The organism is Parvibium lacunae, from assembly GCF_003335215.1.
GTDB lineage: Bacteria > Pseudomonadota > Gammaproteobacteria > Burkholderiales > Burkholderiaceae_D > Parvibium > Parvibium lacunae.
In genome coordinates this window covers 1-22142 of the sequence record NZ_QPGB01000002.1, presented here as the reverse complement: position 1 = coordinate 22142, position 22142 = coordinate 1, and the positions used below count along the sequence as shown (strand labels likewise).

At 52.4% G+C, this 22142-nt stretch carries 14 protein-coding genes; 5 read left to right on the top strand and 9 right to left on the bottom strand.

Features of this window, described 5'->3' with window-relative positions:
* Nucleotides 1-4 precede the first annotated feature (4 nt).
* The 3 genes from DU000_RS04110 to DU000_RS04100 form a co-directional block, all read right to left on the bottom strand.
* Nucleotides 5-1189: an efflux RND transporter periplasmic adaptor subunit gene (locus DU000_RS04110; RefSeq protein ID WP_114402121.1), complete on the bottom strand. Its 1185-nt coding sequence runs from the start codon at nucleotides 1187-1189 to the stop codon at nucleotides 5-7.
* Between the two features lie 36 nt (nucleotides 1190-1225).
* Complete coding sequence (locus DU000_RS04105) at nucleotides 1226-2458, bottom strand: TolC family protein (RefSeq protein WP_158529624.1); 1233 nt, start codon at nucleotides 2456-2458, stop codon at nucleotides 1226-1228.
* A gap of 403 nt (nucleotides 2459-2861) precedes the next feature.
* The gene (locus DU000_RS04100) at nucleotides 2862-3371 is read right to left on the bottom strand and encodes a dihydrofolate reductase (protein ID WP_240001795.1); all 510 of its coding nucleotides are present in this window, start codon (nucleotides 3369-3371) and stop codon (nucleotides 2862-2864) included.
* Nucleotides 3372-3547: 176 nt separating this feature from the next.
* On the opposite strand from DU000_RS04100, the gene DU000_RS04095 reads away from it, so the two are divergent.
* A complete protein-coding gene (locus tag DU000_RS04095) occupies nucleotides 3548-8404 on the top strand; it encodes an NAD-glutamate dehydrogenase (RefSeq protein WP_114402119.1) in 4857 nt (1618 codons plus the stop codon).
* 56 nt (nucleotides 8405-8460) lie between these two features.
* Here the strand turns inward: DU000_RS04095 and DU000_RS04090 are convergent, their stop codons facing one another.
* Entirely contained in the window at nucleotides 8461-10521 is a 2061-nt protein-coding gene (locus DU000_RS04090; protein ID WP_114402118.1) for a VC_2705 family sodium/solute symporter, read from the bottom strand.
* 105 nt (nucleotides 10522-10626) lie between these two features.
* Between DU000_RS04090 and aspA the strand changes: the two genes are divergently transcribed.
* Nucleotides 10627-12039 (top strand): aspartate ammonia-lyase, encoded by a 1413-nt coding sequence (gene aspA / locus DU000_RS04085; protein ID WP_114402117.1) that lies wholly within the window; start codon nucleotides 10627-10629, stop codon nucleotides 12037-12039.
* Between the two features lie 55 nt (nucleotides 12040-12094).
* Here aspA and DU000_RS04080 read toward each other — a convergent pair whose 3' ends face one another.
* The 3 genes from DU000_RS04080 to mnmC all read right to left on the bottom strand — a co-directional run bounded on the left by DU000_RS04080 (nucleotide 12095) and on the right by mnmC (nucleotide 17602).
* On the bottom strand, nucleotides 12095-13189 hold the full coding sequence (locus DU000_RS04080) for a serine hydrolase domain-containing protein (RefSeq protein WP_205074012.1): 1095 nt from the start codon (nucleotides 13187-13189) through the stop codon (nucleotides 12095-12097).
* A gap of 245 nt (nucleotides 13190-13434) precedes the next feature.
* Nucleotides 13435-15414, bottom strand: coding sequence for an acetate--CoA ligase (acs, locus tag DU000_RS04075; RefSeq protein WP_114402115.1), 1980 nt, complete (start codon nucleotides 15412-15414; stop codon nucleotides 13435-13437).
* Nucleotides 15415-15535: 121 nt separating this feature from the next.
* Nucleotides 15536-17602: a bifunctional tRNA (5-methylaminomethyl-2-thiouridine)(34)-methyltransferase MnmC2/FAD-dependent 5-carboxymethylaminomethyl-2-thiouridine(34) oxidoreductase MnmC1 gene (gene mnmC / locus DU000_RS04070; RefSeq protein WP_114402114.1), complete on the bottom strand. Its 2067-nt coding sequence runs from the start codon at nucleotides 17600-17602 to the stop codon at nucleotides 15536-15538.
* A gap of 308 nt (nucleotides 17603-17910) precedes the next feature.
* Here mnmC and DU000_RS04065 point away from each other — a divergent pair, with 308 nt between their 5' ends.
* The 3 genes from DU000_RS04065 (at nucleotide 17911) to DU000_RS04055 (ending at nucleotide 20821) form a co-directional block, all read left to right on the top strand.
* Nucleotides 17911-18609 carry a hypothetical protein gene (locus tag DU000_RS04065; RefSeq protein ID WP_114402113.1) on the top strand — a complete coding sequence of 233 codons (699 nt, stop codon included), beginning with the start codon at nucleotides 17911-17913 and terminating at the stop codon, nucleotides 18607-18609.
* A gap of 68 nt (nucleotides 18610-18677) precedes the next feature.
* Nucleotides 18678-19286, top strand: a complete 609-nt coding sequence (locus DU000_RS04060) for a YqhA family protein (protein ID WP_114402112.1) — start codon at nucleotides 18678-18680, stop codon at nucleotides 19284-19286.
* A 20-nt stretch (nucleotides 19287-19306) separates the two neighbouring features.
* Nucleotides 19307-20821 (top strand): fumarate hydratase, encoded by a 1515-nt coding sequence (locus DU000_RS04055; RefSeq protein WP_114402111.1) that lies wholly within the window; start codon nucleotides 19307-19309, stop codon nucleotides 20819-20821.
* A 117-nt stretch (nucleotides 20822-20938) separates the two neighbouring features.
* On the opposite strand, the gene DU000_RS04050 is transcribed toward DU000_RS04055, so the two are convergent.
* Nucleotides 20939-21838 carry a response regulator gene (locus tag DU000_RS04050; protein ID WP_114402110.1) on the bottom strand — a complete coding sequence of 300 codons (900 nt, stop codon included), beginning with the start codon at nucleotides 21836-21838 and terminating at the stop codon, nucleotides 20939-20941.
* Between the two features lie 156 nt (nucleotides 21839-21994).
* The coding region (locus DU000_RS13135) for an ATP-binding protein (protein ID WP_420812122.1) at nucleotides 21995-22142 on the bottom strand (148 nt) is incomplete at its 5' end.

Below are 22142 nucleotides of genomic sequence, written 5' to 3'. Positions count from 1 at the left end.
CAAGTTAATTACCGGCCAGTAATTCGGCATTGAGCAATAGAGCGCCTTTCACAACCACGCGTTGGCCACTTAGGTTGCCGCTAACATAGCTATAGCGATGGTCTTTGCTGAGGATATCAAGCGAGCGCTTTTCATATTCCCCAGGTTGGAGTTCGATAAAAGCATATTGTTGAATCCCCTGTACGATTAAGGCTGAATTGGGAATTCGCCAGACATCCAGTGAGTTTTTAGCGGCAAAGGTGACTTGGGCAAACATTTCTGGTCTTAGCCGCAGTTCAGAATTTGGAAACAGACAACGCACGGTAAAGCGACGTGTCGTGGGATCTAACACAGCCGATACTTTTTCGACTGTACCGCCAAAGCGCTCAGCAGGATAAGCGTCAGCCGTCAGAATCGCATTCATCCCGGGTTCGACTTTACCCAGGTAGCGCTCCGGTAAATCAACGTAAACCCACAGGGTGTTCAAATTAGAGATCACAAACAGGGGTTGATTATCCCCCGTTCCTACTTCGCTGCCAGGGTTGATGTGGCGTTCCACAATCGTGCCATTGAGGGGCGCACGCAGGGTAAGTAATCCTTGCTGCGTACTGGCCTTGTCGCCATGGGTCAGGTTCGCCAAGCGCTGTCGTGCGCGCTGAGTTTCGGCAACAGCAACTTGAAAGTCAGCTTCGGCATTATCTACCTCACGGCGGGCGATGGCTTCCCCGCGCCAGAGTATTTCAGCGCGTTGACGTTGCTTATCTTTGAGTGCTAAGTCGGCTTCTGCTTTACGGACATCGGCGACAGCTTGTGCGTAGTCTGGGGCATCCAGCGTCACCAGCCCACTGCCTTGCTTTACGTTGTCACCCAGTTCAGCTTGAATTTGGATAACCCGTGCCGCGATCGGGCTGGTGATTCTGGCGGTGTTGTTTTCGTTGTAGGCGATCCGAGCGTTGAGGGGTTCAACCAATGGGAGCGGAAAGGTCTCAGTGGGTTCACTTTTGAGATACGCCAATTGGGGTGCGCCTGCGGTAATGGCGATACGTGAGGGAGACAAGACCTTGATATGGCTGCTGGCTTCTTTGGCAAGGGGAGCTGGCGCTGTGTTGGATTGCCCGTATTTGATTACCAAGGCAACACCGATGCCAAGCAGAGCCAGTACAAAAAAGGTTTTACGCGATACATTGCGGATTGAGGCAGAACCGAACATGACTGAGAGTGTCCTTTTAACGGCAATGATAGGAGTTTAGGGCGCAGATGTCGGCGTGCGGGGGGGCGAATCAGCGCTCAAGCCTAAGGTGGCTTGTACGACCGCCCGTGCCCGTGCCAGCTGTGCATCAATTTGGGCGGCATCGAGTTCGACTGCCCGCAAGGTTCGGCGTGCATCCAGCCAGTCTAGTAATGAGGCTGCCCCATTCCGCCAGGCGAATTCAGTGGCCTGCGTTGCCTTACGCGCGGCAGGCAGAATCTGTTCTTGATATTCCTGCCAGCGATTGCGCGTGAGTTGATAGCGCTGCTGAGCCTGGCGGATTTCAGCAGCGGCAATTTGCTGGGTTTTTTGTAGTTCGTAGTCGGCTTGGTCGAGTGAGGCTTGTGCGCGGCGGATTTCACCCCGGTAGTCATAGCCTAAAAAGAGCGGAACCGACACCCCAATGCCGTAGGTATTTGGGCTGTTGGGCTGAAAGCGCTCATACTGGGCATTCACACTGACATCGCGGCTGCGTAGCGATTGCGCTAAGGCATAAGCTTGCTGCGCGGCTTGCCGGCGCTGCTGCGCAGCCACGACATCACTGCGCTGATTCACTAAACGGTCTAGTTCTGGGTTATCCGGTAAAACAGAAGCCGTGCTGGTATCACTGAGCTGGGGCCAAGGGTCAATCGTCTGTAGCGCATCGCTGCAGTTTTCCAGCCCCAATAGCAACGCCAGGCTGGCTTGCGCTTGGCGGAGTTCGAGGGTAGCTTGTTGTTGTTCGCTTTTTGCCCGTAATGCATCAACCCGGATACGGGCAAGATCAGCGCCGGCAATATCGCCGGCTTGCAGCCGCAGTTGTTGCTTTTGTAAGGTGTCGGCGAAGAGTTGGGCGTTATCACGGGTGATACTTAATTTTTGCTCGGCCAGTTTGAGGTCGTAATAGGCAATATCCAGCGCCAGTCGCTGTTCCCGTAGGGTATTTGCGTAGTCTGCTTCACTCGCTTGTTTATTGGCATCGCTAACCGCAATTCGTAATTCTCGCTTGTTGCCGCGTTCAATTAATTGATCCAGGCGGACTATCTGGTCAATCCGCTTATCTGGCCAAGCCCCGCCACCGATCCCACCATTGGGGTTGATACTAGCCATATTATAAGAAAGCTGGGGATTCGGACGAGCCGCCGCGCTGGCTTGGTCTGCGCTGGCGAGTGCGATATTGTTTTTGGCTTGTCTGAGCTCGCGGTTACCTTCTGCTAGGCGCTGCCGCGCATTTGCTAGGCTCAAAGGCACGGTCTTGCTGCATTCATGCAGTGAATCGAGGCTTTCCCTATGAGTAGGATGCGTTTGACTGTAGTGACGAATATCTAAATTTAACGCGGAAGCGCTGTTTGAGACTAATAGCACTGACAATATCAGTCTGTAATCTGATAACAGATTGAGCGCTACTTTTAGTGCGCGTCTATCCAGACGCGAACGATTCCTCTTCGAGACGAGGCGAATACCCATAAACTGATTTCCTGAGCGGCGTTGGGCACGATTATGTTTGTGTTTTGCCCAAGGTGACTATCGTTTTTATCTGTCATTTCCTCATTGACAGTACAAATGCATCTTAGCATGCTGTCTTTACAGCCAGTGTGGCGTTAGGCTGACGACTTGTAAGCAGGTGTTGCATCAGCCTATGGGCGTTTCCGCCTTAGTCAACCCCAGCGGGCAGTCTTTCCCAGCGTGTAAATGAAAATCTAATCGGCGGCGTGGTGCTGTTGACATGGGTTTCGCGCCAAACCTCTTTAAACGCTGGGGGGATCGGTGGGAAAAAGGCATCTCCCGCTACGTCCAGATCAATCTCGGTGATGTACAGGCGCTGTGTCAGGGGCAGCGCTTGTTCATAGAGCATGGCACCGCCAATCAAAAAGACTTCTTGCTCCTGCGCGCAGGCTGCAAGGGCAACATCCAGCGTGTGAAAAACGCTAACCCCCTCTGGGGCATAGCTCGTTTGGCGGCTGATGACGATATTGCGCCGGTTTGGCAAGGGCTTCCCTATCGATTCATAGGTTTTGCGCCCCATGATGATGGTATGGCCGGTCGTGAGGGTTTTGAAGTAGCGTAGGTCTTCCGGTAAGTGCCAGGGCAGGGTATTGTTAATGCCGATGGCCCGATTTTTTGCAGTTGCAACAATTAAACTCAGATTAGGGTAGGGCATCATAACAAGGTAATCAAATAAGACGACGATGCATAAAATAGAGCATGATTATACGGATAATGCATTAGATCATGCTTAATCGGTTGGGGAAAATGGCCGATAAGACAGTCCAGAGGCATTTCTGTAAGCTACTCGCACTTCTTTTTGCAGTTTAACCCCCTTTACATGGTTAGCCAGTCATGACTGAACAAAATCTCAAGCAAACACTGATTCGCGAGCTTAAAACATATGCGGCGGGTCGGCTGAATGATGCCACGCAGGCACTTGCTAATCCTTTTCTAGAGCACTATTTCCAGAATGTTGACAGTGAAGAGCTGCAGTCTCGCAAAATCGCTGATTTGTATGGCACCGCATTATCTCATCTGCAGCTAGCGCAGCAGCGTAAACCGGGTGAGGTGAAAGCCCGTGTTTATCAACCTAATGCGGATGAGCATGGCTGGGAATCGACACATACGGTCGTTGAGATTGTCAATGACGACATGCCGTTTCTGGTTGATTCGGTCTCCATGGAAATCAACCGCAGTGGCTATGCCTTGCATTTGATTATTCACCCGCAGATTCGCGTTCAACGCGATGACCAGGGACGCCTGCAACACATTTTGCCACGCGATAGCGATGTCGCAGGATCGCACCTTGAGTCCTACATACATATTGAGTTAGACCAAATTGCTGCCGAAGCCGAGCGCGAGCGCCTGCAACAGGCACTCATTGATGTGCTGAGCGATGTCCGCTGTGCTGTTGAAGACTGGGCAACCATGTGCGACAAAGTGCGGGCCGCCGCTGCCGCTTGCGCTGGGGCCAATTACGGTCAGGAAGAAATCGCCGAGAGTCAGGCTTTCATTCAGTGGTTGCTGGAAGACCACTTTACCCTTCTGGGCTATCGCGAGTATGACTTGGTGCAGCAAGGGGGCAAGAATTATCTACAGATTGTTGCTAAAACAGGTCTCGGGATTTTGCGTGATGAGCGAAATAGTGAACCCTCCCTGGCTGAAGCTCCCGCTTATTCTGAAGCAATCATTCAAGCGCCAGAATGCATTTTCTTGACAACCGCGAACACGCGGGCGACGGTTCACCGTCCCGGCTACTTAGATTATGTTGGGGTGAAACGGTTTGATGCGCAGGGTAAAGTGATCGGTGAAGCGCGGATTATTGGTCTTTACACGTCCACGGTGTATACCGAGCATCCAGAAGAAATTCCGCTTATTCGCCGCAAAGTATCACAAGTCATGCAAACAGCTGGTTTTTTGCCGCGCAGTCACTTGGCTAAATCGTTGGAAGCGATTTTGGATACGTTCCCACGGGACGAGTTGTTCCAGAGCACCACGGATGAGTTGTTTGCGACTGCAACCGGTATTTTGCGTTTGCAAGAGCGCCAGCGCACTCGCTTGTTTGTCCGGCGTGATCCATTCAACCGCTTCTATTCCTGTTTACTCTTTGTTCCCCGTGAAAAATACAACACGGAGTTGCGCCAGCGCATTCAAAGTATTCTGCTTGAGGCTTTTCAAGGCTATGCCGTCGAGTTCACACCGCATCTCTCGGAGTCCATGCTGGCGCGGATTCACATGGTGGTTCGCACGCGCCCCGAAAACACCGCCACTGAGCAAATTGATGTTCGTGCAGTCGAGGCGCGCCTGATCCAGGCAGTCCGGCGTTGGGTCGATGATCTCCAAGAAGCGCTGGTTGAGCGTTATGGTGAGGCAGAGGGCAATGCCCGTTACCGTGCCTATGCAATGGCATTTCCAGCCGGTTACCGTGAAGAGTATCCAGCCATTGGTGCGGTTGCAGATATTGCGCTGTTTGATGCCCTTAGCGATAACGCCCCGCTTGCCATCAACCTCTATCGCCCGCTTGGTGCTTTGCCCGGCATGTTGCGTTTCAAAGTCTGTCATCGTGGTGGGCCGTTAGCACTCTCTGATAGTTTGCCGATGCTGGAGCGCATGGGGGTGCGCGTGTTGGATGAACGTCCCTACGCCATTACGCCCGAGGGCGCCGAGCCAGTCTGGTTGCATGATATTGGTTTGCAAGTGCGGCCCGATACCCTGCAGCATGTCAGCGACAAATTAGACCATGACCTTCCAGCGGTGAAGGCGCTTTTTGAAGGGCTGTTTGAGCAAGCGTGGGCCGGTGCTGTTGAAAACGATGATTTTAATTCACTCGTGCTGGCTGCTGGTTTGGAGTGGCGTCAGATCGTCTTGTTGCGCGCTTATGCCGCTTACTTCAAGCAGTTGGGGTTAACGTACAGCGCGAGTTACATCGCGAATACCCTGGCCGCTTATCCACACATTGCCCGTCAATTGGTGGCGCTATTTGTCACGCGCTTTGAGCTTAATGAATTGAGTGTGGCGCAGCGTGATGAGCTGGCCAATGTCATCGTCAACCAGCTACGTAGTGATTTTGAGGCAGTCGCCAACCTTGATCAGGATCGGATCGTCCGCCAGTACCTGGAAACGATTTTGGCGACACTGCGGACCAACTACTATCAACTTACCGCACAGGGAGAGCATAAGGCCTACATTTCATTCAAGTTCGACCCTTCTAAAATTCCGAACATGCCGGAACCACGGCCCATGTTTGAAATTTTTGTCTATTCAGCGCGGGTCGAAGGGGTTCACTTGCGTGGCGGTAAAGTAGCGCGGGGCGGCTTGCGTTGGTCAGATCGTCGCGAAGATTTCCGCACCGAGATTCTTGGTCTGGTCAAAGCGCAAATGGTCAAAAATACGGTGATTGTCCCCGTTGGTTCCAAAGGCGGCTTTGTCCTTAAGAAAGCGCCCCCAATGAGTGACCGCGAAGCCTATCAGCGTGAGGGCATTGAATGCTATAAAACTTTCTTGCGTGGTTTGCTTGATCTCACGGATAACTTGGTTACCGGTCAGCTTGTGCCACCTGCTCAAGTCGTTCGCCATGATCCTGATGATCCCTATCTGGTGGTGGCGGCAGACAAAGGTACTGCAACCTTTTCCGACATTGCAAACAGCGTTTCTGAAGAATATGGCTTCTGGCTGGGGGACGCCTTTGCATCAGGCGGTGGTAATGGCTACGACCACAAGAAAATGGGGATTACCGCACGCGGCGCCTGGGAGTCCGTGAAGCGGCATTTCCGTGAAATGGGTCGTGATACCCAAACGCAGGACTTTACGGTAGTCGGCGTCGGCGATATGAGCGGCGATGTGTTCGGTAACGGGATGTTGCTATCGCGGCATATTCGCTTGTTAGCTGCGTTTGACCATCGTCATGTTTTCCTTGATCCGAATCCGGATGCGGCACGCAGTTTTGAGGAGCGTGAGCGCATTTTTGCCTTGCCTCGGTCTTCTTGGGAAGATTACAACCGTGCTTTGATTTCCGCAGGCGGTGGGATTTATCCGCTCTCGGCCAAGACGATTCCTCTATCGCCTGAAGTCAAGGCGGTATTGGGGATTGATGCAGATAGCCTGACCCCGAATGAATTGAAAATGGCGATTCTGAAAGCGCCTGTTGATCTGCTCTATAACGGCGGCATTGGCACGTATGTCAAGGCCAGTACAGAAACACATCAACAGGTTGGTGATCGCGCCAATGATGCGATTCGTGTCAATGGGGCTGACTTACGTTGTAAAGTTGTGGGGGAAGGCGGTAACTTAGGCTGCACCCAGCTTGGGCGAATCGAAGCCGCGATGCACGGCGTCAAGCTCTGTACCGATGCGATTGATAACTCCGCAGGGGTTGACTGTTCGGACCATGAGGTCAATATCAAAATTCTTCTGAATGGATTGGTTGCGGCAGGGGATATGACGCTCAAGCAGCGCAATGAACTGCTGGCGAACATGACTGAAGAAGTCGGCTTGTTAGTGTTAGAAGATAATTACTATCAAACACAGTGCTTATCGGTGACCACGCGCCGTGGCCTGCAGTTACTCGAAGGCCAAACTCGTCTAATGCATGCGCTAGAAGCCAGCGGTCGCTTGAAGCGTCGTATTGAGTATTTACCGACTGATGAACAGTTATTGGAACGACGCAAAGCTCGCCTTGGCCTCTCAACGCCAGAGAATGCGGTGTTGCTAGCCTATGCCAAGATGCAATTGTTTGATGATTTGATTGCCAGCGATATCCCGGATGATGCGTTCTTCCAGCCGACTTTGCTGCAATATTTCCCCAAACCCATCCAAACAGGGTTCGCTGATGCGGCGACAAAACACCCGTTGAAGCGCGAAATCATTGCCACTTGCATCACTAACACCATGCTGAACCGCGTTGGTGCAACGTTTGTCCATCGTGCTCAGGAAGAAACCGGCGCGGCCCCTGGCCCGATTGTCCGAGCCTATATCCTGACCAAAGAGCTCTTTGGCCTTGAGCAATTGTGGGCGCAAATTGATGGCTTAGACAACCAAGTGAGTGACAAAGCGCAAGGTGATATGCTGATTCAGATTTCCCGTTTTGTTCAAAAAGCGGTTGTCTGGCTGATGCGTCGCAGTGCCCAGCAGCCTGAGTTGCTGGCACAGTTGGGCAGTAATATTGCTCGCCTGCGTCCTCATGTGGCTGAGTTGTTGGAGCAGGCGTTGGCATGCATGACCGAAAGCGGCCGTCAGCCAATACAGCGTATTGTTGATGATCTTATCGCCCAGCGAGTGCCAGCCGGCTTGGCTGACGCTGTCGCGGTACTGGAAACCGGTGCGGCATTGTTGGATATTGTCGAGTTGGCAACGGAGCATCAGCTTCCCGTTCAGACCGCTGCCCGTTTTTATCATGCAGTGGGGGCTGAGTTGGAACTCGACTGGGTGCGTCAACAGATTGCCGCATTGCCAACTGATACGCACTGGCAAACGCTGGCACGGGCGGCGCTGCGCGATGATTTAGCCCTGCAACAGCGCAATTTGACACTCCAGTTAGCGCAGCAGGCCAGTGATACCAGCGACTTGGCTGCGGCATTGATTCAATGGCGTCAGGCTGGTCAACGTACCTTGCATAGCGCGCAACGTTTGCTGCGTGATCTGCAAGTCTCCGACCACTGTGATCTCGCGATGTTGTCTGTCGCCTTACGGGAGCTACGCGCTATTGCCTAAGTGACATCCACTAAGGTTGTTCCAAGTTAAAAAGCCAAGTGAATAACTTGGCTTTTTTATTTTGCCGTTCGTGATGAGGCTTTTTTTGGTTTAAAGCTGCGTTTGAACCGGTAGAAGACCTCCACACAGGCGATCGTGATGAAACCGGCTGGGACGCCGAATACGGCGGCAGCAACCGGTTCAATGCCTGCCCATTTACCCATTTGCCAACCCAGTAAATTAGCCGATAGTGGATAATGCGCAAACATATAAAACAGACATAATGCGGTTCCCGTTAACATACCCCAAAAGATACTCCGTGGGCTGTAATGTGGGAAAAAGACGGCCATGATCAAGGCTGGGAATAAGCTTGATGCCGCGAGTGAAAACGCAGCGCCGACGACGCTCAAAATATTCCCAGGCTTTAACGAGGTGACATAAGCGGCGAGCAGGGCCACTACTAGTAAGGTGATTTTGGCAATCGTGACCCGTCGTTGAGTGCTGGCCTGAGGGTGTAAGCGAGCAAAGTAAACATCGTGCGACATGGTGTTGGCGAGCGTGAGTAACAGCCCATCAGCGGTAGAAAGGGCAGCCGCAAGCGCCCCCGCAGCAATGAGCCCTGCAATGACAGATGGCAGACCAAACATGCTGGGCAAGGCGAGCATGACAATATCGGGATGTAAGCTTAGCTCTGCATATTGCAAGATACCATCGTGATTCCAATCGGTGAAATGGGCGAAATTCACATCAAGCTTTTTGAGGCTGGTTAGCCAAGTTGGCAACGCTTTCAGTGAGCTACCAACGAGATCCGTCATCACGGCAGCTTTAACCAGCGCAGCTAAGATTGGCGTAGCAAGGTAAAGCAGCAAAATAAAAAATAAGGTCCAAGCCACCGATTGCCGGGCACTGGCAACGGTGGGCGTGGTGAGATAGCGCGTCAGGATATGGGGCATACTTGCTGTGCCCAGCATTAAGCAAAACAGCAGGGCGATAAAATTTAATCGGTTTTGCTGACGTGCCGCCTCAGCGCTGACGTAATGCTGCGTCGAAGCCTGCGCCAGGTTGCTGCTGTGGGTATAGGGTTGGGCGTAGTCTCCCGGTGGCTCGGCCCGTTTTAGATATTGATCCCGCGCTTCTTGCCAGCGTCGGTTGGCTTCCTCCGGTGAAACGGGAAACTGGCTTAATTGCTTTTCTGCCGCCTTGATTTCACGCAGCGAGGCATGATCTTGACGCAGATGCATGATCTGCATTTCAAGTGCCTGTTTTTCAAGGTTGTAACTTACCGGTAATTGATCGATCTTTGCTTGGTAATTGGCAGCTTGCTTGCGCAATGCTTGCTGGACTTGCTGCTCTGCCGGGTCATCCCTTAAACGACTTTCTTGTGTTGCAATGGTTGCCAGCGAGCGCTGCAAGACGGTCAGCGGCGACAGGCTCGCCGTTTGTTGCCATGCTACCCAGGCCGTTGGCAAAACAAAAGCAATCAGTAAAATGAGGTATTGCGCGACCTGGGTCCAGGTAATTGCCCGCATGCCCCCTAAAAATGAGCAAACCAGGACACCCGCTAAGCCCAAAAAGACGCCGACAGTAAACTCCACCCCAACAAAGCGCTGGGTAATCAAACCAATTCCTTGAATTTGCGCTACGAGGTAAATGAAGGAGCAAAGCAGAACAGCGAGGACTGCAGCGAAGCGCACGGTGCGACTGGCAAAACGGCGGCCTAAAAATTCAGGAACTGTAAATCCCCCTAGCTCACGTAGATAAGGGGCGATCAGCAGGGCGACTAAGACATAGCCGCCCGTCCAACCCAGAACATAAGCCAAGCCATCATAGCCCGTGACATAGAGCGTGCCGACCAGACCAATGAAGGATGCGGCACTGATCCAATCTGCCGCAGTCGCCATGCCATTGAAAACAGCAGGAATCCGCCTACCTGCAACATAGTATTCGTCAATTTGACTGGTACGACAAAACAAGCCGATGATGGCGTACAGCGCAATGGTGGCGAACAGAAAGAGATAGCCCAGCCAGGCAGCGGAGATCCCCTGATTTTCGAGCCAAGCTGTGCTTGCCAAAAAAATCAGTAAACCCAACACAAGAAGAAGATAATTGCGGACCAGTGCCGCAGGGGGGTGGCGCATTGCCGTACTCTGCGCCAGCCCTGGCTATGTGTAAAGAGTATTGGCTCATGCTTACCACACTCATTACAGTGCAGACTTTACTTTCCCCCATTCAAGGAGCCGCAGATGTCAGCACAAACTATTCGGATTGAGAGTGATTTGTTAGGCGATCGCGAGATTCCGGCAGCAGCCTATTGGGGCGTACATACCCTGCGTGCGGTTGAAAATTTTCCCATTTCAGGGATTCAGATTGGCTCCATTAAAGAACTGGTTGTAGCACTGTGCCAAGTGAAAAAAGCCGCAGCCCGAGCAAACCAAACATTGGGTTTGCTGCAAACCGAAAAAGCGGCAGTGATTCTCAAAGCTTGTGATGACATCATTGCCGGCAAGCTACATGAACAATTTGTAGTCGATGTGATTCAAGGTGGGGCGGGGACTTCCACCAATATGAATGCTAACGAAGTCATTGCCAATCGTGCCCTCGAAATTTTGGGTTTTGGCAAAGGTCAGTACGAACACCTGCATCCGAATGATGATGTGAACCAATCGCAAAGCACCAATGATGTTTACCCCACCGCAATTCGTCTGGGTTTGGTGTATTTGATCGACCAACTCTTGGTGGCCATGGCTCAACTGCGTCAGGCATACGATGCTAAGGCCAAAGAGTTTGCCGATGTGCTCAAAATGGGCCGTACCCAATTACAAGATGCGGTGCCCATGACCCTCGGGCAAGAGTTCAGCACCTACGCCGTGATGTTGGCGGAAGACGAACAACGGGTGCGCGAAGCGCAAGCCCTGATGCGCGAAATCAACCTCGGGGCCACCGCGATTGGGACGGGGATTAACACCGATCCTGAATACGCGGGCCTTGCCACGCAATACCTCAGCGAAATTACCGGCCTGCACATGATCAAGGCCGACAACATGATTGAAGCCACCCAAGATACCGGCGCCTATGTGCAGCTTTCAGGCGTACTCAAGCGTGTGGCGGTCAAGCTCTCCAAGGTCTGTAACGATTTACGCTTGCTTTCTAGCGGCCCACAAGCTGGTTTAGGTGAAATTAACCTGCCTGCTAAGCAAGCTGGTTCCAGCATCATGCCCGGCAAGGTCAATCCCGTGATCCCTGAAGTCGTGAACCAAATCGCCTTTGAAGTGGTCGGCAATGATATCGCTGTGACGATGGCGGCAGAAGGTGGGCAGTTGCAGTTGAATGCGTTTGAACCAATTATTTTCTGGAGCTTGGTCAAGAGCATTCGCCATCTCACCAATGGCTGCCACACCCTGCGCCAGCAGTGCGTACAAGGTATTACTGCCAATCGTGAACTGCTCTTGCAGCGTGTGCAGCAATCCGCTGGTTTGGCGACGGCACTCAATCCCTATATCGGCTACAAAAACGCGACCAAAGTGGCACGTACTGCTGTAGAGACAGGCCGCAGTGTCGGTGACTTAGTGCTGGAATTAGGCTTGCTCACGCAAGCGCAATTGGATGAGATTTTGCAGCCTGCGGTGTTGACCCAGCCGGTGAAGTTGAAGAAATAATTTGAGTTAGTTTGGAAGCAAAAAGCCACGCGGATTGCGTGGCTTTTTTGTCGGGTTAGTTTTCAAAAATAGGTAATAAGTGTTGTTTCAATATGCGGGCTGTTTGTACTGCGCCGGTAGCGTGTTGGGCATCCGTGGATTCAGCGTTAATGGCCACAACGAGTTTTTTGCCGGGTACAACATAAATTAATTGCCCGCCATGACCAGATGCAAAAAAAGCCGCTGGTGTGGTGGCATCGGATAAGACAATCCAGAACAGATAACCATAACCTAACTTTCCCAATATGCCAGATGAAGGAACCGGCTGATAAGCTTGCGTGGCTTGCTGCAAGTATTGTTTCGGGATAATTGCCTGGCCTTCCCAGAAACCGTCTTGTAGCCACAGTTGGCCTAATTTGGCCATGTCGCGAGTGGTGAGTTTTAGGTCAGTCGAGCCAATCGTATCTATTCCCGCCGAGGGCCATTCATATTGCGAAATTTGCAGGGGCAGAAATAGACGTTTAGCAGCGAATTCGCGGGCCGTTTGTTGTGTGAGCTGCGTCAACAGTATCGAAAGCAGATGAGGTTCTATATTGTTATACACGAAACCTTGGCCAGGCTGAAATAAACGAGGGCGTTGCCATGCTTCCTGTAGAGCAGCGCCTTTCTGGATCGTTCGCTTAAAGGCAAAATAATCACCCGAACGATCACGTACTTGTGCTGCGTAGCCTGTGCTTAAAGTCAGTAAATGCCACAGTTGTAATTCTGTGGGTGCGGACATGTCAGGGGATACTTGGAGCGTTGGGTATTGTTCCATGGAAGCCCTGATCCCAGCTTGCAGGTTCAAATGATGCGTCTCGGTGGTAATCCCGATTAGGCTGGATAAGACGCTTTTTGTTACGGAAGCTGCATCATGCAAAGTGTGCTGATTTAGTTCTTGCCGGTAGTATTCAAATTGTAGTTGCTCATTATGAATGACTACAACGCCTCGGATACGGCTATCGTCACTGAGTGCTTGCCTGAGATTTTCAAAACCCTTGCCGTAGTCTTGCATGGCTGACGATTGCCAGTTTATTTGTGCGATTGCAGGGGCACCGTATAGGAGGGTCACTGCCAAATATGCAACCACGTTAGCAAAATAGGCTTTGTATAGCTGAAATAAATTTTTCATCATCTTCTCCCTGTGTCTAGCATTGTAGAGAGAGGAGAGAAGGTGTTAATTAGGGCAAACCCGTTCTGCGTTGCGGTAAATGTCTATTATGTCCAGAGATGCAAATTTTCTTGTTTAATAAATTTCAATTTCATACACGGTTTTGAATATGGCCACTGTGCCTCGCTTGTTTCACTTGCTATGCAAGCTAGCCTGCACCGAAATCTGGCTATCTGTACCGCTGGGCCCAGCGGTACATGTTTCGTTTACTGCGCCACTTTCAGTTGATCCAGAATGGCCGGATTCTCAAGTGTCGAAATATCCTGCGTAATCTCGGCACCTTTGGCGAGGTCACGCAGCAGGCGGCGCATGATTTTTCCGGAGCGGGTTTTAGGTAGGTTTTCGCCAAAGCGAATTTCTTTGGGTTTGGCGATGGGGCCAATTTCTTTGCCCACCCATTCCCGCAGTTCTTTGGCGATTTTCTGGCCTTCTTCCGCGTTGGGGCGTGATTGTTTGAGCACCACAAACGCAACCACTGCTTCACCGGTCAGGTCATCAGGGCGGCCCACCACAGCGGCTTCCGCCACCAGTGGGTTCGCGACCAAGGCCGATTCAATTTCCATGGTGCCCAAGCGGTGGCCAGAGACATTCAGCACATCGTCAATTCGGCCCATGATCCAGAAGTAGCCATCTAAGTCGCGGTTGGCACCATCACCTGCTAGGTAGTATTTGCCATTGAAGTCGGCGGGGTAGTAGCTCTTAACAAAACGCTCAGGGTCGCCCCAGATGGCGCGAATCATGGAGGGCCAGGGTTTTTTAATGACGAGGAAACCACCTTTGCCTTTTTCCACATCGTTGCCGGTTTCATCCACAATCGCGGCGGCAATGCCGGGGAAGGGCATGGTGCAAGAACCGGGTTTGAGGCCATGCACGCCGGGCAGGGGGGTAATCATGTGGCCGCCGGTTTCGGTCTGCCACCAAGTGTCCACAATCGGGCAGCGCTTGCCGCCGACGTTTTCGTAGTACCACATCCAGGCTTCGGGATTAATCGGTTCACCGACCGAACCCATCAGGCGCAAGGAGCTGAGGTCGTAATTGCGCGGATGTGAAGCAGGGGTAGATTCACTGGCTTTAATCAAGGAACGAATCGCGGTGGGCGCGGTGTAGAAAATGCTGGCTTTGTGTTTGGCAATCATTTCCCAGAAGCGCCCGCTGTGGGGGTAGGTTGGAATGCCTTCAAACACAATTTGCGTCGCGCCAACGGCCAGTGGGCCATAGGCAATGTAGGTATGGCCGGTAACCCAACCGACATCGGCGGTACACCAGAAAACATCATTCGGCTGAATGTCGAACGTCCACTTCATGGTGAGCATGGCATGCAGCAAATAGCCGGCGCTGGAGTGCTGTACGCCTTTCGGTTTACCGGTCGAGCCGGAGGTGTAGAGGATAAAGAGCGGGTGCTCGGCATCCACCCAAGTCGGCGCGCAATCGGTAGCTTGGTTGGCGGCAAGTTCATGCATCCAGACATCGCGATTGGCATCCCAATTGACTTTGCCGCCAGTGCGTTGATACACAATCACTTTACGCACATGCTCGCAACCGCCCATCGCAAATGCTTCTTCGACAGCGGGTTTGAGCGGAATGTTTTTACCGCCACGCACTTGTTCGTCGGCACAAATCACCAAGGTGGCATGTGCATCCACAATCCGTTCTTGCAGGGACTTCGCTGAGAAGCCGCCAAATACCACGGAGTGCGTCAGGCCCAAGCGAGCGCAGGCGTGCATGGCGCAAATGGCTTCGACGCTCATGGGCATGTAGATAATTGCGCGCTCGCCTTTTTGGTAGCCCAGTGACTTAATGCCGTTCGCGAGTTGACAGACTTTTTCATAGAGCTGCCGATACGTGACTTTGTTGACCTCGCCGCCGTCACTTTCAAAAATAATTGCGACTTTATCGGCATTGCCGTTTTGCAGGTTGCGTTCCAAGCAGTTGTAGGAAACATTCAGCTCGCCATCGGCAAACCACTTAAAGAAAGGCGCGTTGCTTTCATCGAGTGTTTGGGTAAAGGGCTTTTGCCAGAGCAAGTTCTCACGGGCGAGGCGTGCCCAGTAACCTGCGTAATCTTTTTCTGCTTCGGCACACAGTGCATCGTAGGCGGCTTGGCCGCTAATCGTGGCAGCGCTCACGGTCGCTGGGCTCGGGGGGAAAAGGCGGTTTTCTTGCAAAACGGATTCGATGCCGGACATGTCTCACTCCAGGTTATACGTTAGGGTGACTGAGTCTTATTGCGCTCAGTTTTGATCAATACTAAAAATGCTAAGCGCACTTTAACGGGATTGACTGACTATTTTCTTACAGAAAAAGGCCTTAAATCCGTCTTTTGCTCTGCATAAATCGCATGGGATCAATGCTTTCTTGCATCGTTTGGCTTAGGCAATGGGGCAGCCCTAATAGACTATCAACCAAACTTTCGCCACTGAGTGGGGCGGTAATCAGCCCTCGCGCACCGTGGGCTAGGGTTAAGCCAAGGGGGAGTTCGTTGGGCTGCGCTAACCAACCTACAATCGGTTTAAAGTCGGGCGTGGCACAGCGGAAAGCGGCTCGCCCTTGTAATGCTGGGGCTGATGTGCCAGCGCCGAGATAGGGGGCGGCACTCTGGCTGAGCGCGGGGGAAAGCTGGGCCAGCGCCATCAAGTTTTGTAGATGGTCTGCGCTGCGCACGCTTAAATCGCGTTCGGACTTGTCAAACGTCGCGCCACAGGTATGCCAGCCTGCGCTGGCGGGGGCACAATACCCTTCCGCACACAGCACCGTGCGCAGGGGTTGACTCGCTGGTAAAGCCGGAAATTGGGTAATCTGTCCGCGTAAATATTGCATGGGCAGCACCGGAAGCCCCTGTTTACCCAGCAAGAGATTTGCTTCATGCGCGTTGGCGAGGATCAAATGATCATGCCTTGAACGATACCCGAAGCCGTTTGTCTCCGCCAATTTGCAGCGTACCTCCCATTGGCTCTGCCCATTGATGATGAGACTTGGGGCGAGACCAGCGGTTACCCCAGCCGCTACTCCAGCAGCGCTAACACAGAGCTCAACAGCCGTGGTGGTGAGGTGGGTCTGTATCTGCGTATGTTGGGTGAGCGCACGGCACCAGTAGGGCGGGCTGGTCCAACCCGCTTGTGGATAAAACAGGCCAGGATAGCGGACTTCAATCCCAGCAAGTTCACTGGCTTGAGCCGCACTGACCCACTGCACTAAATTTGTCGGTAGCCCGGCTCCTAAAATGCCTTGCGCGCGGCTTAATTCAGCGTCGTTGAATGCCAATTGCAACACCCCGGCAGGCGTACTGGTTGGCGCGGTGGCGGCCGTTCCTGTTGTGTTTGCTGGGGCAAGCCCCAATAGCAAGCGGCTGCTGTATTCCAAGCCTTGAAGGATGAATTTGGATAGGGCGCGTAGCTGCAGTTGCTGCTCTTTAAGTTGCGTTGACAGTCGGGCATATAAAACCCCAACGGGGTTCCCTGAGGCCGCGCTGGCAACGGCTTGACCTTGCTCAAACAGACTGACAGACCAGCCATATCGAGCCAACGCAGCAGCAGCATGGCAGCCCGCCAAGCCCGCACCGACAATCGCTACTGACTGGGGGGGACGACAGGTGGCACGCCAAGTCCGTGCGTCGCTGCTTGTTTGATCCGGCAGATAACCACATAGCATGTCACGCTTACGGCCATAGCCGGGCACTTTTTGAACGTCAAAGCCAGCGGCTTGCAGCCCTCGTTTGACTTCGCCGGCACTGGTAAAGGTGGCAAAGGTTGCTCCAGGCTTAGAGAGTCGGCGCATCTCCTGAAATAACGTAGGAGACCACATATCAGGGTTTTTCGCCGGGGCAAAACCATCCAGAAACCAGCAGTCGGCTTGTGCTTGTAGCTGGGGCAATAACTGATTCATATCGCCCACCAGCAAGGTCAGGTGAATGCGATCTTGCGCGAAATGATAGCGATGAAAGCCTCGGCTTGGGAGTTGATACTGTGACAGTAACGCAGCACTTTCGAGACTTAGGCTGGGCCAGAGCTGCAACGCCTGCTGTAAGTCAGTGCGGGTGAGGGGATACCGTTCCGTTGACACAAAATGCAGGTGACTGTCGGCAGGCGCTTGAGCCAGAAATGCTTGCCAAGCACACAAGAAATTCAATCCTGTGCCAAACCCATTTTCAATGATCGTGAAATGGCTGTGGCTCGGCAGGCGATGCCAGCGGGCCAGGAGCTGATTGTGTTGAATAAAAACATAATTCGTTTCCGCTAAGCCATCGACAGTTGAAAAGTAAATGTCATTGAATTGTTGGTTATGCGGTTGTGTTTGTGACCAGTCTATGGCGGCGATGTCAGGAGCGGGCTGGGCGTGTTGTGCGAGATCGGCAGGGGTGGCAGCAGGGGTTGGCATCACAAAACCAGTAACAAATCCACGAAAAGAGCACTACAAAAGAGCACCATACAACAGACATAACAGGCCATAACCAGCGTATCACGCGGCAACCAGCCAGAATTTGTTAAATTGCGTCAATCTCTCACGACAAAGTTATGTTTGTAAGCCATCTCAAGCGGTTTTGCTGACGGGCTATGCGTATGAAGCCTGGCGGCTCGGTTACAATCGCGCCTGACGGTGACCATTCTCTTATTTTAATGCACTTCTCTTTTTACGCCCCGCCTTTTTTGAGGCTGACCCGACGACGCTGCAACATAGCGGGGTTGATGACGGTTATCTTCGCGATAGCATTAGCTGGTTGCGGCGGGGGCACGGACGAAGACAGCAGTGCAACGACGTCGCCGGTTGGCTCGACCCCGGCTTACCCCAAGCCCAGTGATGCGCCCTATGCCGAGCTGCTTGCGGCCGACAACACGGGTTTTAGCGACAGCGATAATTACACCCGCAGGCGTACGTTGCGCTACAGTGTGACCTTACCCGTGGATGGCGCTGGGTTGGAATACAGCACGAATTTCGGTGGCACGTGGATAAATTGGAGTCGCAATATCCCCCTGCAGCGAGATACGGTGACGGTCAGTTTCAGCACTGATGGTGATAAAAATGTACAGTTTCGGGCCACCAATGGTCCTGCTGGCGAGTCTAAAGGCCCAGTTTTTTCGGCATCGACAATAACGATTGACACGATTGCACCCACCACGCCTGTGTTTGAGGTTCCCTCTGGCGGCACCCTGACCACCACCGATAAACGTTTTCGCTGGCAGTGGGCGAAAGTCTATGGCGGTGCGAATGAAACCTACTTTGATGTTTATTTAGATGGCGTCGCGGTTAAGTTGGGGACGAAAGATAACTACTATGCGCCGACGACCGATCTGGCCGTTGGCAATCATGTGTTGCGAGTCCAAGCCTACGATTTATCGGGCAATCCGGCACCCGCAACCGTGTCTTCTACTGTGACAATCCAATAGCTTTTCTTGCATAATACTGTTTTTGTTTTTGGGCTCTTGCACGAGCCATTTCTATTCGCTTGATTGTTATGAACACGCCAACGCCACCTAATCACGCTTCAGCTCGTTTACGCCCCTTACCTGCCCTGATTTTCGCCAGTCGCTGGTTACAACTTCCCCTGTACTTAGGGTTGATTCTCGCGCAAGCTGTTTATGTGGCGCATTTTTGGGTTGAGCTGGTTCATTTAATTGAAGCCGCGTTTGGCTCCGAGACGGCGGTGGCGGCGATTGCCAAGGCCGTGAATCTCACCGTCGTTGAGGGGCAGAGTACCCCAACTAAACTGAATGAAACCATGATCATGTTGCTGGTGCTCGGGTTGATTGATGTTGTCATGATTTCTAATTTGCTGATTATGGTGATCGTCGGTGGTTATGAAACCTTTGTTTCACGGATGCGGTTAGACGGTCATCCCGATCAGCCTGAGTGGTTATCGCATGTGAATGCCTCCGTCCTCAAAGTCAAACTAGCGACTGCGATCATCGGCATTTCCTCGATTCACTTACTGAAAACTTTCATTAACGCCCCGCAATATGATGTCAAAACGCTGGTCGCCCAAACGGGTATCCATGTTGTCTTTTTATTCTCTGCACTCGCGATTGCGTATTGCGATCGTTTATTGTCTCCTGCTCAGCATTAATTTTTTAAGGGTATCCGATCATGGCACTGATCAAACGTGATGATTTTATTCAATCGATTGCAGATGCATTGCAATTTATCAGCTACTACCATCCCAAGGATTACATTCAGAATTTGTATCAGGCTTATCTGAAAGAGGAGTCCCCGGCGGCAAAAGATGCCATGGCGCAGATTTTGGCGAACTCGCGCATGTGTGCCGAAGGCCACCGGCCGATTTGTCAGGACACCGGGATTGTGACCGTGTTCCTGAAAATCGGCATGAATGTACAGTGGGAAGGGAATATGAGTGTGGCGGACATGGTGAACGAAGGTGTACGCCGAGCCTACAACCATCCCGACAATAAACTGCGCGCCTCTGTGTTGGCCGACCCCGCCGGTAAACGCACGAACACCAAAGACAATACCCCGGCGGTGATTAACTACGAAGTGGTGCCCGGTAACACAGTCGATGTGATCGTGGCGGCCAAGGGCGGCGGCTCCGAAGCGAAGTCGAAATTTGTGATGTTGAACCCTTCAGACTCGATTGTGGACTGGGTGCTGAAAACAGTGCCAACCATGGGCGCGGGCTGGTGCCCACCCGGTATGTTGGGGATCGGCATTGGCGGGACTGCTGAAAAAGCCATGCTACTGGCCAAAGAAGCCCTAATGGAGCCGATTGATATTCAAGACCTGATTGCACGTGGCCCGCAAAACCGGGTGGAAGAACTGCGCTTAGAACTGTATGAGAAAGTGAATGCACTGGGGATTGGCGCGCAAGGCTTGGGTGGCCTGACTACTGTGCTGGATGTGAAGATTAAAGACTACCCAACCCATGCGGCGAACCTGCCCGTGGCGATTATTCCCAACTGTGCCGCTACCCGTCATGCTCACTTTGTGTTGGATGGCAGCGGCCCTGCCGAGTTAGAAGTGCCGAGCCTGGAAGACTGGCCCGACATTACCTACAACCCGACCAACGGCAAGCGGGTGAATTTGGATGGGATTACCCGTGACGAGGTGGCGAGCTGGAAGCCTGGCGAAGTACTGCTGCTGAATGGCAAGATTTTGACGGGCCGTGATGCTGCGCACAAACGCATGACCGATATGCTGGCCAAGGGCGAAAAACTGCCGGTGGATTTCACCAACCGCTTTATTTACTACGTTGGCCCCGTTGATCCGGTGCGCGATGAAGTCGTCGGCCCTGCCGGTCCCACTACCGCCACTCGGATGGATAAATTCACCCGGACCATGCTGGAACAGACTGGCTTACTAGGGATGATTGGCAAGTCCGAGCGCGGTCAAACTGCGATTGATGCGATTAAAGACAACAAAGCGGTGTATTTGATGGCAGTCGGTGGTTCGGCCTACTTGGTGTCTAAAGCGATTCGTGCCTCTAAAGTGCTGGCCTTTGCTGATCTAGGTATGGAAGCGATTTATGAGTTTGAGGTGAAAGACATGCCCGTGACGGTGGCAGTGGATAGCTTGGGTACCTCGGTTCACCAAACTGGACCGAAAGAATGGCAAGCTAAGATTGGCAAAATTCCGGTGGTTGTAAGCTAAGCAACTCTGTCGGCTAAATGGATAAGGGCCGCCACGCTATTGGTGTGGCGGCCCTTATCTTATCTGCTCCCCAGTTTTATGGGCAAATGTGCTGTGAGCTAATATTCTGGCTTGTCGTTAACTTAGATCCACAATTGCAACCGCTATATTGCCCTTACCTTGGTATTCGATGCTGTGAAAGCTGAACATTTTTGCCATAGCAATACCGCGCCCGTGGGTATCGAAGGCCCGTTCAGCCGAAAGCTCTAAATAGCCTTCTGGATTAAAGCCATTCCCTTGGTCGGTGATGGTGAAACGGATCTGATTGGTCTCACGCTGTAGGGATACCGTGGCGAACTTCTCGGCGTAAAGCGGTTGTTGCAAGCGTAACTCGATTTCGTCGGACCACCGGCCCTCGGCATTTAACCGGCTTTTTTCACTGTAGGTAATACCGAGATTGCCATGCTCGACCGCATTGATCATGAGTTCCGCGAGTCCTGTCATCGCTTTGCTGGGGTTCGGGCAAGTCTCGGCCAGTAAAGCGGCCAAGCGGCGTGCTTCTTCCAATGTCCTAAAGTGATATTCAGCCTGGTGTAGCAGTTTCATTAAGCCCGCTTGGGCTTTGAGCTCCTCGCGTAGATTTTCAAGGCGCTGTTGCTCCCCGAGTGCGGATTCAACAATCGAGCGCAGAATTTCTTCTTCATAGGGTTTGGTCAGGTAGTAATACGCGCCTTGCCGAAGTCCCTCCGCGACTTGCTCTTTACTGGCTGCGGCGGTTTGCATGATGACCGGAATTTTACTGAACCGGCTTTCCGCTTTGAGTTTATGCAGCAACTCCATCCCATCCATCACGGGCATCATGCGATCGAGGACAATCAGATCGAAAGGGGGAGATTGTTGTAGCTTTTCCCAGGCTTCCTGGCCATTTTCGGCAAAGGTCAGGACAAAACGTGGGTCGTCGAGATACTCGCCAATAATTTCCAGATTTAAGGGTTCGTCATCAACGACCAAAATCATTGCTTGGTTACCTGGGTTCATGGTGCCCTTTCATGCCAAAAATAGGATAGAAAAGCTGAATTAAATCAATCAGACATTGCCAATCGTCTCGTGGTGTCTGGCCCCCTGGCCGGACGTGGCACTGGCTGCTCTCATCTAAGCTTCTTGTAAGAGAAAAATGGACTATCTCTGTTAACGTCACAATTCTTTGTTTGTTAATGGCAATCTAATTTCGAAGGCGGCGCCTGGTCGTGAGGGGTTATCGGGCGAGGCATTGTTATGGGCACTGATACGACCGTGATGCGCCTCAACGATTTCACGGCAGATAGCCAAGCCCAATCCTGTC

What these genes read in the sequence shown, in the direction of transcription:
- DU000_RS04110 (WP_114402121.1), bottom strand. Translation starts at nt 1,189, where the DNA reads ATGTTCGGTTCTGCCTCAATCCGCAATGTATCGCGTAAAACCTTTTTT.
- DU000_RS04100 (WP_240001795.1), bottom strand. Translation starts at nt 3,371, where the DNA reads ATGATGCCCTACCCTAATCTGAGTTTAATTGTTGCAACTGCAAAAAAT.
- DU000_RS04095 (WP_114402119.1), top strand. Translation starts at nt 3,548, where the DNA reads ATGACTGAACAAAATCTCAAGCAAACACTGATTCGCGAGCTTAAAACA.
- DU000_RS04090 (WP_114402118.1), bottom strand. Translation starts at nt 10,521, where the DNA reads ATGCGCCACCCCCCTGCGGCACTGGTCCGCAATTATCTTCTTCTTGTG.
- aspA (WP_114402117.1), top strand. Translation starts at nt 10,627, where the DNA reads ATGTCAGCACAAACTATTCGGATTGAGAGTGATTTGTTAGGCGATCGC.
- DU000_RS04080 (WP_205074012.1), bottom strand. Translation starts at nt 13,189, where the DNA reads ATGAAAAATTTATTTCAGCTATACAAAGCCTATTTTGCTAACGTGGTT.
- acs (WP_114402115.1), bottom strand. Translation starts at nt 15,414, where the DNA reads ATGTCCGGCATCGAATCCGTTTTGCAAGAAAACCGCCTTTTCCCCCCG.
- mnmC (WP_114402114.1), bottom strand. Translation starts at nt 17,602, where the DNA reads ATGCCAACCCCTGCTGCCACCCCTGCCGATCTCGCACAACACGCCCAG.
- DU000_RS04065 (WP_114402113.1), top strand. Translation starts at nt 17,911, where the DNA reads ATGACGGTTATCTTCGCGATAGCATTAGCTGGTTGCGGCGGGGGCACG.
- DU000_RS04060 (WP_114402112.1), top strand. Translation starts at nt 18,678, where the DNA reads ATGAACACGCCAACGCCACCTAATCACGCTTCAGCTCGTTTACGCCCC.
- DU000_RS04055 (WP_114402111.1), top strand. Translation starts at nt 19,307, where the DNA reads ATGGCACTGATCAAACGTGATGATTTTATTCAATCGATTGCAGATGCA.
- DU000_RS04050 (WP_114402110.1), bottom strand. Translation starts at nt 21,838, where the DNA reads ATGAACCCAGGTAACCAAGCAATGATTTTGGTCGTTGATGACGAACCC.